Annotated in this window: 12 protein-coding genes; all 12 read left to right on the forward strand. The window is 63.8% G+C overall.

The window, feature by feature from the left end; translation table 11 throughout:
• Positions 1-306: 306 nt before the first annotated feature.
• Genes ACHIRB_RS04640 through ACHIRB_RS04695 form a run of 12 tightly spaced genes read left to right on the forward strand, consistent with a single transcriptional unit; the run spans position 307 to position 13,129 of the window.
• Complete coding sequence (locus ACHIRB_RS04640; RefSeq protein ID WP_395125185.1) at positions 307-1,503, forward strand: acyl-CoA dehydrogenase family protein; 1,197 nt, start codon at positions 307-309, stop codon at positions 1,501-1,503.
• Between the two features lie 17 nt (positions 1,504-1,520).
• Positions 1,521-2,645 carry an SDR family oxidoreductase gene (locus ACHIRB_RS04645; protein ID WP_395125184.1) on the forward strand — a complete coding sequence of 375 codons (1,125 nt, stop codon included), beginning with the start codon at positions 1,521-1,523 and terminating at the stop codon, positions 2,643-2,645.
• Positions 2,642-3,625: an NAD-dependent epimerase/dehydratase family protein gene (locus ACHIRB_RS04650; protein ID WP_395125182.1), complete on the forward strand. Its 984-nt coding sequence runs from the start codon at positions 2,642-2,644 to the stop codon at positions 3,623-3,625. The genes ACHIRB_RS04645 and ACHIRB_RS04650 overlap by 4 nt, the downstream gene beginning before the upstream one ends.
• Complete coding sequence (locus ACHIRB_RS04655) at positions 3,622-5,106, forward strand: PEP-utilizing enzyme (RefSeq protein ID WP_395125180.1); 1,485 nt, start codon at positions 3,622-3,624, stop codon at positions 5,104-5,106. The genes ACHIRB_RS04650 and ACHIRB_RS04655 overlap by 4 nt, the downstream gene beginning before the upstream one ends.
• Entirely contained in the window at positions 5,103-5,423 is a 321-nt protein-coding gene (locus ACHIRB_RS04660) for an acyl carrier protein (RefSeq protein WP_395125179.1), read from the forward strand. The genes ACHIRB_RS04655 and ACHIRB_RS04660 overlap by 4 nt, the downstream gene beginning before the upstream one ends.
• Positions 5,424-5,444: 21 nt before the next feature.
• On the forward strand, positions 5,445-7,205 hold the full coding sequence (locus ACHIRB_RS04665) for an AMP-binding protein (protein WP_395125178.1): 1,761 nt from the start codon (positions 5,445-5,447) through the stop codon (positions 7,203-7,205).
• Positions 7,186-8,946 (forward strand): PEP/pyruvate-binding domain-containing protein, encoded by a 1,761-nt coding sequence (locus tag ACHIRB_RS04670; protein WP_395125177.1) that lies wholly within the window; start codon positions 7,186-7,188, stop codon positions 8,944-8,946. The genes ACHIRB_RS04665 and ACHIRB_RS04670 overlap by 20 nt, the downstream gene beginning before the upstream one ends.
• The gene (locus tag ACHIRB_RS04675; protein WP_395125176.1) at positions 8,943-9,512 is read left to right on the forward strand and encodes a hypothetical protein; all 570 of its coding nucleotides are present in this window, start codon (positions 8,943-8,945) and stop codon (positions 9,510-9,512) included. Before ACHIRB_RS04670 ends, ACHIRB_RS04675 begins: the two co-directional genes overlap by 4 nt.
• A complete protein-coding gene (locus ACHIRB_RS04680) occupies positions 9,509-10,057 on the forward strand; it encodes an SRPBCC family protein (RefSeq protein WP_395125175.1) in 549 nt (182 codons plus the stop codon). The genes ACHIRB_RS04675 and ACHIRB_RS04680 overlap by 4 nt, the downstream gene beginning before the upstream one ends.
• Positions 10,054-11,634 carry a class I adenylate-forming enzyme family protein gene (locus ACHIRB_RS04685; protein ID WP_395125174.1) on the forward strand — a complete coding sequence of 527 codons (1,581 nt, stop codon included), beginning with the start codon at positions 10,054-10,056 and terminating at the stop codon, positions 11,632-11,634. The genes ACHIRB_RS04680 and ACHIRB_RS04685 overlap by 4 nt, the downstream gene beginning before the upstream one ends.
• Positions 11,631-12,410, forward strand: coding sequence for a 2,3-dihydro-2,3-dihydroxybenzoate dehydrogenase (locus tag ACHIRB_RS04690; protein WP_395125173.1), 780 nt, complete (start codon positions 11,631-11,633; stop codon positions 12,408-12,410). The genes ACHIRB_RS04685 and ACHIRB_RS04690 overlap by 4 nt, the downstream gene beginning before the upstream one ends.
• Before the next feature lie 47 nt (positions 12,411-12,457).
• On the forward strand, positions 12,458-13,129 hold the full coding sequence (locus tag ACHIRB_RS04695; RefSeq protein ID WP_395125172.1) for an isochorismatase family protein: 672 nt from the start codon (positions 12,458-12,460) through the stop codon (positions 13,127-13,129).

Genomic DNA, 13,129 nt, shown 5'->3' on the forward strand with positions numbered 1-13,129 from the left:
GACGCGAGTTGATCTTCCTGTTCCAGGGCCGATGAATCCTCGACGGGAGTCGAACGATCACGTCGTTCCCTACGTCCTTGTCTGTTCGGTTCGATCGGCCGGCTGTGCTGGTCGCCGCGAGACATGTTCGTGTGCAAGCTGATTGAAGTTTCGAGTATCGGGGTGCTCGCCTAGCGTCGCTGCGCGCGTTCCCCTGTGTCGTTGACGAACATCGTCGTTCGCTGTCCAGGGCACTACTTTCCTATGCCAAGAGTAGCTCTCTGTCATTTTCCAATTGTCCAGGTATGCAACGTGTTTGGAGAACAGTTGACATCGCAGTCGATGACGCGAGACGCGCTCGGCCACGACGAACTGCCTGCCCTCGTCGAGAAGGCGGTTGCTTGCGTTGCAGGAGAGCTGGGGTCGTCGCGCTTTCCACGTTCGGTACTCGAAAGCCTCGGCGCTAGCGGCGTAATCCGCAGGCGGTGGGACTCGGATACTGAACTTGGTTGTCCTGCAGGCGATGTCGAGTTCGGAATCCGATTGGGTGAGGAACTCGTCACCCGTGTTCCCACGGGCGTCGCGAGTGGAGTGTCGGTCCATTGCGAGACTGTGCTGTCGATGCTGCACCGGTTCGGCACCAACGACTATCTGCGCGAAGTCCGTGACGACGCACTTGCTGGTCGAGCCGTCGGGTGCGTCGCGGCGAGCGAGGCGCACGCAGGAAGCGACCTTTCTTCGGTAACAACACTCGCGCGCAGAACCGGCGATGGTTGGGTCGTGTCCGGGCGTAAGAAATACGTGTCCCTCGGCGCCGTAGCCGACTTTGCGATTGTTCTGTGCAGAGTTACAAGACCTGACGGCACGATCTCGGATAGAAATGCGACGTTTGTCGTTCCGCTCGCAGATACCGAGCTGATCAGAGAGCACGACAAACTCGGCACACACATACTCGATACCGTTGTTCTCGACTTCGTCGATATCGAATTGCCGGGCGAGGCGGTACTCGGCAGAGTCGGTCTCGGACTGCTGAATTTGAATTACGGTCTGTCTTTCGAACGCTTGTCCATCGCTGCTCAGCTCGTCGCAGGCTGCCAGGCGGCGATCTCGTTGGCCGTCGAGCATTCCGAGCGCCGGATCCAGTTCGGCAAACGGCTGCGTGATCACCAATATCTCGCCTTCCGCATGGCCGAGGGTCAGGCCGAGATCGACGTGCTCAAGGGCGCGGTCACCTCGTTGGCACGCGACCTGATGACCGAAGGTCTCGATCGACGTTCGATCTCCCGCATCGCCTCGCTCAAGCTGCGTGCGGCTCGAACCGGCGAACGCATCATGAGCGACGCGATGCAGGTGTTCGGCGGCGTCGCCTACCTGCCACAGGAAACTCCGATCGGGCAATTCTGGATCGACAGCCGCGTCGGGCGGATCGCCGGTGGCACCGACGAGATGATGCTCGCCATCATCGCCGATTCCATGTGTGGTGATTCGAGTCTGTACGACCGGTTGGTGACGATTTCGCAATGACGGACTGTGCTCAGAGGATGCCCCGTGGAACTAGATTGCTCGTCACCGGGCTCAGCGGACAGGTAGGCCAGGGCCTGATCGAAGCGGTCGCTCACGACTACGCCGACGACGTCGAGCTGGTCGCGCTGGTGCGTCGCAGGTTGCGCTCCAACCTGAGCAATCTCGGCGCGAGGATGGTGCAGGTCGTCGGCGATGTGACGGCGGATTCCTGGGGATTGGCCGACGACGATATCGACGTCGGCAAGGTCGCCGCGGTCATCAATTTCGCGGGCGTCACCGACTGGGCCGCGTCACAGAAGGATATGGACCGCGTCAACTACATGGGAGCAGTGAACGGTCTGCGCTACGCGCAGCACCTGTCCCAGGCGTACGGCTACACAGTCCCGTACGTCCACGCCAGCACTGTCTACGTTGCGGGGTTGCAGGACGGAAACATTCCGGAGGCTTTGCAGCCGCCGCAGGAGAATCGCACGCCTTACGAAGTCAGCAAGTGGTATGCCGAGCAGCACCTGATGCGCGAAGCACGCAACTCGGGACATCCAGTGCTGATCGCCCGTATCGGGGCCGTCATCGGCAGTTCGATCACGAAGTCGACGACGCGGTTGAGCTCGCTCTATCAGCTCGCGTCACCGCTGTCGAAGGGCGAACTGCCGGTGCTGCCGGTGCGAGCAGGTGCGCGCGTCGACACACTGCCGCGAAATCTGGTCGGAGAGGGCATTCTTCGGATGATCGCGCACGGACTCCGCGACGATTTCGAACACTGGCGAGGTGGGGTGATCACGCACCTGTGCGCGGGCGAAAACGCGCCGACGCTGGTAGCGCTGATGACAATGCTTGCGTCCAAGGACATCGGAAACCGCTATCGGACACCGCGTTTGGTCACAGCACCGGACAAGTTGCTCCGGATGGCCGAGAACGTCGGACTGCGCTACGCCCGCTGGAACCGAGAGCTCGGCAATCGGTTGTACGGCCTGCGTTACGTGTCGCTCGATCGAATATTCGAACGAACGCGGTTGGTGGAACTGGCCGACGGCTGGTATCCCGCCGTCACGTTGGAGGAGATCATCGAAATCGCATTCGACCTCGATTACGTCCGCCCGGCAGCGACCTTTGCAGAACTGCCGATGGGGAGGTTCGAGTGAAAATTCTCGTCGTCGGCGCATCCGGCTATCTCGGTTACGCCGTCTGCCAGGTTCTCGACGCAGCGGGCCACGAGGTCCTCGCCCTGAGTAGAAGCGGCCGCGCACATTTCGGAACTGGCGTCGTCGGCAACGTGCTCTCTCCGAGCATGGGACTCGGTGACGAGGCCGAAGGAATGTTCGATGGTGTCGAGGTCGTTGTCAGCTGCTTCGGGTCGGTCGAAATGGATACGACGTCGGTCATCGACACCCATGTCACGGGCACCCGAAACGTACTCGATCTTGCCGCGCGCATCGACTCCGTTACGCGCGTCGTGTACGTATCCTCTGTGGTCGCCCTCGGCCGTGCGAAGGGTGCGATCACCAACCGCGATCTTGCCCGCGGCCAGTCGTTCCGCAACTTCTACGAGTACGCGAAGTATCGCGGCGAGCTCATCGCCCGACGCGAGACGCGGGTTCCCGTATCGATCCTGCGGATCGGTCCGCTGCTCGGAGCAGCACCCGCCGATGTGATTCCGTTGCAGGGCGGACCGATCGCAGCGTTGCCGCATCTGCTCGCGGGTTTGCCCGCCGTACTCGAAGCGCGTGGTGACTTCCCGATCTATGCGTGCGATGTCGCACTTGCGGCGGAAGTTGTCCGCGATCTTGCGACAGCGCAGAAACCACCAAAGGCCACAACGTATTTCGACCCGGAACTGCCGACGCTCGCGGCGATTCTCGAGCAGCTGTGCAGGCCGTGGGGTGTTGTGCCGAAGATCGTGGACGGCGTCGGACCGCGCTGGCTCCAACGCGCCGCCGCGAAACGGTTCGGTGTCGAACCTGCCATCGTCGACTATGTCCGGCCTCTGTTCACGTTCGACGACAATGTTCGGGAACGGATGCCGATTCCAGACACCCCCGCCGATCCCGACTACGTCGTTGCAACAGGACGTGCTCTGCGGGAATCGGGGCTCGCGTTGACGGGTATCGGTGGACAGCGATGACAACGCAGGTGAACGACTATCAGCATTGCCGTACCGACACGCTGCAACATCCGACCATGCAGGTGTATTCGGCGGGCAACTTCGCCGAGATCGCTCCGCAGCGGTTGTCCCCGATGTCGTGGTCGCTCGTCGGCAGGCCGATGGAACTTGGCAGTCGACTGTTCGTCGGCGACATCCTCGACAATCCGTCCTGGGCTACCGGCTCGAACTACGTCTTCACGGGGTACTTCAGTTGCCGGCCGTACCACAATCTGACCGCGTACTGCTATGTGGCCGAACAGGTCGACCTGCTCACCCCTGTCGATATCACGGCGGCGTTCTTCGAAGGAATCGAGCCGCCGCGGTCCGGGCTCGGAGCGGAGTCGGGACGGATCAAGCGCCGCAGGTCGAGCGTTCGCATGATGCGCGAACTCGTGTCGCTGCGGCCTCGCCTCATGGAACTCGAGCAGCGAGTGTTCGGGTTCGAACACGATGTCGACGCCGCCGTGACGACCGATGCGGATTGGCGGATCGGCGAACTCGCCGCGGCGGGTAACGCGTTGCTCGAGCGTGCGTGGCACCTGCACATCGTCAGCAGCTCGGGCGCTGTCGCAGCGGAGGTTCTGCAGCGCAAAGTCGTCGGCCGCCTCGCAGGTAAGGGCATCGCGATGGCGAACTGGCTCAAGGAGCCCGCGGAACTGCCGTGGGGTCGACTGTTCGCGCTGAGCTCGGTCGAGAACGGGCCGGGACGATTCGTCAGCGAGCCGTTCTACGAGATCGCCGATACGGCATTGCCATGGGCGGACTACGCGATGACGCCGATCAGACCACCTGCGACAAGTGATCGAGAGTTTCACGACGTCTCACCGCGGGAGGCCCTCGTCGGGATGTACGACTCGGCTCGGGGCCGCGCGATCGACGCATCGGTGTTGTTGCTCGGCGACGTCATGGCTCTTCGCGAGTACAGCAAATCCCTCTGTATGCGCATTTTGCATGCGCATCGACGCTTCGTGCCCCGGCTCGCAGCGCTGCGAGGGGTCGACGACGCGGACTGGCCCTACCTGTCCATGGCGGAGTTGCGAAACGTGGTGCCAGGCAAAGAGGAAATCGAACGTCGCCGGGTGTCGTGCGAGGAGGCACTCGGGGTGGATATGCCGGACTACCTCGATCTCGCCCCGGGAGCGTCGCAGGCCCACCAACCCCGGCGTGTGCCACGAGGTGTCTCGGCCGGGATCTGCGACGGCGTCGCTATCGAGATCGACGAAATTCCCGAGCAGCCGGGCGCGGTGCTCGTCTGCGAGAGTGCCGACGCCAACATCATCCCGATGCTGCCGTTCATCGGCGCTGTCGTGACGGCCCGCGGCAGCCAGTACTCCCACGTCGCGATCATCTGCCGCGAACTCGGCGTGCCCGCCGTCGTTTCGCATCCGATCGCGCGAGACATCAAGTCCGGTCAGCGCGTCTATGTAAACGGCGATAGCGGAGAGGTGCGAATTCTGTGAGTAGCAGCAACGGCTTTCACGATCGGGTTTCGGATCCGGAGGAAGTCCTCTCGGTGATCGAGGACAAGCTCGGGAAGGGGCGTCCGCGTCCGGACCTGCGCCTCACCGATTCCGTCCGGGACGACATCGACATCGATTCACTCTCCCTGATGGAAGCGATGACGCTGGTCGAAGAGGAGTACGGAATCGAGCTGATCGACAACCCCGAGGTCTTCGACATCACAACCGTCGGCGATCTTGTGGCGCTGATCCAGCGCAGCTACCGCGCGCGTGGGCGTAGCCGGAAACTGACCGACCGACGGGTACCGACCGAGTAACGATGCAGCGGGGACAACACCATGGAATCGATTGTCGATTGGATCGCCTTCCGGGAAGCCGAGGGTGGCAGCATTGCGTTCTACGACGACGGTGACTGGTCGCGGTTGTCCTACGACGACCTCGCTGCCAAGACTCGGGGTGTTGCGGAATCGTTGCGAGGCAAAGGGATCGGCCGCGGAGATCGGGTCGCGCTGATTCTGCCCACCGGAGTCGATTTTGCGCGGTACTTCTTCGCAACGCTGGCCATCGGAGCAGTTCCAACGGCCGTCGCACCGGTTGGGCTCACCGGCAACCTGGCACACCGTGAGTACGTCGGTGCCTTGCTGTCCGCGCTCGACGCGACGGCGGTGGTAGGCGAAGCGGGCGCACTCGCGGAGGTCGAGCGGACGGACTTCATCGGGGCACCGATGCTTATCGATGTTGCCGACGAGGTGCGAGATCGGTCGACGATCGAGCTGACGCCAGCGCGCGGGGGCGAGACCGCCATCATTCAGTTCACGTCGGGTTCGACGAGTGCGCCGCGAGGGGTCCGGTTGAGCGCAGGGGCTGTGCTAGCGCACATCGCCATGTTGAAGTCGGTCTTCCATCAGGACGGCGAGCACGGGCGGACCGCGCACAGCCAGACCTTCGGTTCGTGGCTGCCGTTGCATCACGACATGGGCTTGATCGGAACCTTCATGTCACCGATCACCTACGGCCAGGATGTCTGGCTCATGCGGCCGGAGCACTTCGTTCGGCGGCCCGCACTGTGGCTCGAACTGTTCGGGCGCCACGGCCTGCACCACTCCGCGATGCCGAACTTCGCGGTGGAGCGCATCGTCAGGCTCGTGAGTGAGCGGAGCCTCGTCGGCATGGATTTCTCGACGTGGCGAACGCTGATCGTCGGGTCGGATCGGATCAATTTTCGGGCCCTGCGTGCGTTCTACGAACTGCTCGCGCCCTACGGCTTCAAGCCCGAGACGATCAAGCCCGGTTACGGGATGGCCGAGACGACCTTGGCCATCACCACGACGGGTCCTGGCGAGGAACCTACTGCGCTGACGCTCGACTTCAGCAGCATGCGGGCGAGCGACGAAGCCAGAATCGTTCGGAAACAGTCGCTTTCGGAGTTCGTCTCGACCTCGACCGGCGTGGGTAGCGGTGTCGAGGAGGTCAATCACGTCGTCTCCTGCGGGCGCGAGCTGCCAGGTGCCGCCGTCGCGATCATCGCTACCGACGGACAGGTGTTGCCCGATGGCTGTGTCGGCGAGATCGAGGTGTCCTCACCTGCGATCTTCAGCGGCTACCTCGGCGACGGTCCACCCGATCAGCTGCCTCGCTACCGAACCGGCGACCTCGGGCTCCGCCTGGACGGCGAGTTGTACGTGATCGGTCGCGTCGGGAACTCGGTGAAGATCAACGGCTCGTTCGTGTTGGCCGAAGATGCGGAAATCGCGATAGCGGAACGACTGAACATCAAGCACGACAAAGTGATCGTCGTACTCCGCGATGTCGGCTCGGTAGGCAGAGCGGCAGCACTCGTGGTGTTCCAGCAACGCGTCGCAGCCGAGAAGGTCGATCAGGCGGTCGGCGTGCTGACCAAGTTGGGCATCGACGCCGCGAACGCAGCACTGGCATTCGTCGCGCCGCTCGCGGTGCCTCGCACAACGAGTGGGAAACCCAAGCGTGCCGTGCTCTGGGATGAGCTCGAGTCCGGTGCAACGGAGATGCGCGCGGTGTTCGTAGGCGCGCAGTCGCGCTTCGCGGAACGAAGGGTGGCTGATGAACTTGTCAGTCGCTGATTCCCAGCTGCGGGTGCCCGACTCGCGAGACGAGTTGGGTGGCAAGGGGTTCTTTCTCACTCGCCTGGTCGAACGGGGCTTCCGGGTCCCGCCGTTTCGGGTCGTGCGCGCCGCGGACCTGGTCGACGGCAGGGTGCCGCCGGCGCTGGCAGCGCGCTTGGTCGACGAACTCGTCGCCGCCGCAGTCGAATCCGGGGTCGACGAACTCGCCGTGGGTTTCGCCGTCAGATCCAGCCCGGCTGTGAGCATGCCCGGCATGATGGACACCTTGCTCGGCGTCGGTCTCACGGACCGAAACGTCGCCGCGCTCAGCGGGCGTCTCGGCACCGAATCCGCAGCGTGGCAGGTCGTTCTCGGGGGAGTCGCGAACCTGTGCTCGCACGTTGCGGGCTGTGTGCCGGGCAATCCGAGCGACGCGGTCGATCCGGTCGCCGACTATCGCAGGCTTGTCGCGTTGTACGAAGAGCACAGCGGTACGAATTTTCCCTCCTCGCCCGCAGCTCAGGTCCGCCTCGCCGTCGAGGCGGTGTTCGCGTCGTGGGACAACGCAAGGGCGCGCGAATATCGAAGAGCCAACGGCATTTCCGAGCACGTGGCCACGGCCGTCGTCGTTCAGGTGTTGGCATACGGCACCGGTGTGGGGGCGTCGGGCAGTGGCGTGGTCTTCAGCCACGATCCGCTCACCGGCGTGGCAGGCCTGCACGGTGAGTACCTGCGAGCGAGCACGGGGGAGTCGCTTGTTTCAGGAACCACGACGCCGCTGCCGATCTCGGCATTGCGAGACGACAGTTGGACCGCATACGACGAGCTTGCCGGGGTCGTCACCGAGATGTACGAATGGCAGACCGTCGCCGTAGAGGTGGAGTTCGTCGTCGAGAACGGCACAGGGTGGATCGTGCAGTTGCGACCTGCCGTGACGACCGGTCAGGTTCGTAACACGGTCACGATCGCAGGGTGGCGGACGGGTCTGATCGGTAGGCAGATCGCCTTGGCGCGACTCGATATCGATGCCCTGTTCGGCGAATCGCCGAGCGTTGCCGACCCGGATCGCGGACGCCTGCTTGCGATCGGAGTCGGGGCGTCGGCAGGCGTCGCCACAGGACGTGTCGTCACCACGACCGAAGCCGCGCTGGCAGGTGGGGGTGAGCCGCTCGTGCTGCTGCGGCCACGCACCGAACCCGAAGACTTCCTCGGCATGGTCTCTTCCGTTGCCGTCGTCACGGTGGAGGGTGGCGCCGGTTCACACGCGGCCGTCGTCGCCCGCGAACTCGGCATTCCGGCCGTTGTCGGAGCCTCGTTCTCCACGGCCGCGCCATCGGCAGGTGCGACGGTGACGGTGTGCGGCACGACCGGTCGCGTATGGCAGGGCGTCGTCGAGCGCCTTGCCGGAGCCACGGTCGAGTTCCCGTCGGACCTGTTCGCAGACGAGGCGATCGAGGCGCGAATCAAACCGACCCTCGCCGCTGTGCTCGCGGTCGAACCGAACGCGATCGTCGCGACAGCTACCGGCGCGCCGATTCCTGCCGCCACCCTGGTCATCACCGGAGAGCGAGACGCCGCGGAGCGCCTCGCCGCGGCAGGTCACCGCGTCGCCTTCGACTGCGCCGACGCCGTGACCGCCGACCTACCGGACTGTTTCGTCGAATACGTGATCGCAAAACCAGAAGCCAGGCGCGGCGTGGGCACTGTGCTCGCGGTCCGCGCCGCTGCGAAGTGGGCAGCAAAGGAGATCGCTCGATGACCGTCGTAACTCCCGAGCTGAGAATTCTGCACGCCATCCGGGTCGCGGGCTGGGTGAGTGCCGACCGACTCGGCGCTTGGCTGCCCGCGACCGAGCGAACAGCGACGATCGACGACGAATCGGTGCTCGGCAACGATTCGCTCTTCACGGCAACGCGTACCCCGCGCGGCGAGGTCTACGGTTTGACCGCGCTCGGCAGGAGCGAAGCATCCGACCGACTGGCGGGGCTGCTCGACTCGACACGTACGGCGACCAAGCCGCTGCTCGCCGAGTTCGAGTCCTTCGACAGGCGTCTCAAGGTTGTGGTCACGGCATTTCAACGTGATCGTTCGGACGCGAATGCCCGCGCGCTCGTCGATTTTCACGGCGAGGTCGACGAATTGCTGGAGCGGATAGCGGATTCGACACCGCTGTGGACTGCCTATCCTGGTCGCTTCAGAGCAGCCGTCGACGAAATCGCAAGGCAGAACTGGGATTTCGTCGCGTCACCGCTGCTCGACAGCTATCACACGGTCTGGCACTTCTTGCACAGAGATATGCGGCTTGTCACCGAGGAGGCAAATTGACCGAGCAAACGTCGCAGGTCCAGACGTTTCACGTACTGGGCGACATCCGCATCGACCAACCGCCGGAGCGAGTGTTCGACTGCGTCACCGATCTTGCCGCGAGTGGACAGTGGAGCCCCGAGTGTGGCGGTGGCACGTGGATCGTCGGCGCCGCCGGTCAGGTCGGATCGGTGTTCCGCGGAAACAATCACCGTGAACCGACCGTCGTCGAGTGGGCGCCTGTCGTCAGAGGCGACTGGAGTACGGAATCGGAAGTCGTAGAGGCAGTCCGACCCGAGGTCTTCCGGTGGGCAATGCGCGATTCCGCAGGCAACACCCAGGAGAGTGTGTGGTCCTACGAAATCTCCGCTGATGGCACGGGAAGCATTCTCACCCATAGGTTTTGGATGGGACGGTTGACCGAGGGCATGAGGGGCATCATGGCCGACATGGATCCCGAATCCGAGCAGCAATTCATCTCCGATTGGGGCGCCAAGATCGCCGGCGACATCGGCGAGACACTGCGCGGGATCAAGACAGCGCTCGAGTCGGGGAGCCCGAAATGATTCTGCAGCGCATCGGCAATCGTGGCCTGTTCATCGGCGGACTGTTCGAGCAGGCGGCACAGCGAAATCCGGATCTCACGGTCACCCTCGACCATGTGCTCGACCTCGATCCAGGCCGCGGCAGTGAGCTGACGGTCGGCGACTGTGCGGACATCGTGGCCAGAGCCGCAACAGCGCTTGTCGCGGCCGGAGTGCGACCCGGTGACAAGGTCGCGATCTTCAAGCAGGACGGGTTCGACATCTTTCTGCTCGCCTGCGCGGTGTCGCGCGTAGGCGCGGTGCCGGTGAATCTGTCGCCAGCTCTCAAAGGCGATGTGGTCGCCGAATTGTTGCGCCGCTGCGATTGGCCGTACCTGATCACCGACGGTGGAAAGTTCGCCGAAGTACTGACCGAGGAGACCAAACAGCACGCTCGCGCTGTCCTGCTCGCATCGAGCGATGGCGACGCCGCGCTACGCCTCGACCTCGACGGCGAGCGCAATCCGGTAGCGCCGATTCGCCCCGATCCGTCGCTGCCCGCGTTGATCACACACACGTCCGGAACGACCGGCGTACCGAAACTTGTCGTCCACACGGCAAAGACACTGCAGGCGCGTTATCGACCGCAGGCTGTGGGTGCGCGAGCATTGATCAGACGCCGCGAGACAGTCGCGATACACGTCTCCTTCGTGCACTCACGACTGGTGACCGCACTTGCGATCGCGCTCGCGCGCGGCTTTCCGATCGTGATCATCCGCGATCCGGATTCGAGCCACGTCGCCGAGATCCTTGCGCGTACGAAGCCGGGCATCATCGAAGCCCATCCGAACGCGATCGTCGCATGGGAGCCGCTGACCAAGGATCCGCGCGGACCGCTTGCAAATCTCAACTGCCTGAGTACGACCTTCGATGCGATCCACCCACGGACGGTTGTGGAACTCCTCGCAGCCTCCGAGCGGAAGAATCCGATTCACATCCAGCTGTACGGGCAGAGCGAAATCGGTCCGACGGTGGGCCGGGTCAGCACCCGAAAGCGCGGCATCGACGCGGACTGGCGTTGCGTCGGGTTTCCGTTCGCCGGTATGACCGGGCTTCGGGTCGTCGGTGCCGACGGCAAGCGGCCGACGGAAGCACAGCCGGGATACGTCGAAATACGCAGCGACGGTCGCGCGCTCACCTATCTCGGTGAGGACGACCGCTACAGGCGACAGCTGACCGACGGTTGGTGGCGAATGGGCGACGTCGGCTATCGAACGAAGTGGGGCTGTCTGCATCTGCTCGATCGGGAGGTGGACACGATCGCAGGCTTCGGAAGCACCTTGGCGATCGAGGACACCGTGCTGGCTCGGATGGATGCCTTGCTGGAGATCGTCGTGATTGCCGACGACAGCGGCGTGCCGACTCCAGTCGTCGTGACCCGAGACGAGTCGCCACTGGATCTGGCGCAGTGGCACGCCGCCATCGCCGATCTACCGCAGATGCGCGAACCGGTGCAGCTACCGCTTGCGCAACTGCCGCGCACCGCAACGGCGAAGGTGCAGCGGCTAGCGTTGGCCAAGTTGCTGACCGCAACACCGGGCACCGGTAGCGCGTCGTGACCGATGTGCAGACCGAGCGTGATCCGAGGCCCGGGGTCGCCGTTGTCACCGGCGGTGCCAGAGGCATCGGTGCGACGATCGCTCGACGACTCGGCGAACTCGGTACGACGGTCGTCGCGATCGACGCGGCCGAGCCCGACAAAGCCGCGTCGGCAACCGACCGCGTGATCCCGATGCTGGGCGACGTCAGCAAGCGGACCGACATCGAGCGGATCGTCGACACGGTCGAATCCACCATCGGGCCGATCGAGCACCTGGTCAATGCGGCCGGTGTCATGTTCACAGGCGAGGCAGCGGAGCTGTCCGACGGCGATTGGGATGCGACGTTCGCGGTCAACACAACCGGCGTTTTCGTGGCTACGAGCGCGGTACTGCGCAGGATGATTCCACGGCGAGCCGGCTCGCTCGTCACGGTGTCGTCGAACGCTGCCAAGACTCCGCGGGTGGCGCTGACCGCATACGCGGCCTCAAAAGCAGCGTCGACGATGTTCACGAAATGCACGGCACTCGAGGTCGCTCGCTTCGGTATCCGCTGCAATGTGGTGTCACCTGGTTCGACGGACACCGACATGTTGCGGGTGAGCTGGGACGGACAAGATCGGTCGCGCGCCACGATCGACGGTGACCTGCAACGGTTTCGACTCGGCATACCGCTCGGACGTATCGCCCAACCGGACGACATCGCCGACGCTGTGCTGTTCCTGCTTTCCGACGAAGCCAAACACATCACGATGGGCGACCTGACCGTCGACGGCGGCGCAACTCTCGGAGCCTGAGTAGCAATGCCGGGGCACCGAGACGATACGAAAGCGAGCGGACAACAATGACGGGAATACCGACAGTCGGTTCCTACGGCATGCCGGCACACGCCGAACTGCCGGTGAACACGGTCGACTGGACGCTGGAGCCACATCGCGCCGTGCTGTTGATTCACGATATGCAGCAGTACTTTCTACGTCCTTTCGGACGGCAGTCTCCGTTGTTCGACGAGCTGCTCGCGAACATCACACACCTGCGTGACGTGTGCGCTGCCGCAGGCGTCGTCATTGCCTATACCGCTCAGCCGGGTGGCATGACTCGAGAACAGCGGGGGTTGTTGCGTGACTTCTGGGGTGACGGCATGTCGGTGGACGAGTCCGACCGGGAGATCATTCCTGAGCTGACCCCGCGCGAGGAGGACTGGGTCTTCACCAAGTGGCGCTACAGCGCCTTCCACAAGTCCGATCTCGCCGCCCGCCTTCGTGATTGTGGGCGCGACCAGATGATCGTGTGTGGTGTCTACGCGCACGTCGGGATTCTGATGACGGCGTGTGACGCGTTCTCCCACGATGTCGAGACGTTCCTCGTCTCCGATGCGATAGCTGACTTCACCCGAGCGGATCACGTCATGACTCTCGAATACGCGGCGTCGCGCTGCGCGATGGTGCAGTCGACCGATCGAATCGCGTCGGCGCTGAGCAACACCGCGATCGTGGCGGGGAGTAAGGAGGCGTGA

This window comes from Antrihabitans spumae (genome assembly GCF_043944905.1).
Taxonomy (GTDB): domain Bacteria; phylum Actinomycetota; class Actinomycetes; order Mycobacteriales; family Mycobacteriaceae; genus Antrihabitans; species Antrihabitans spumae.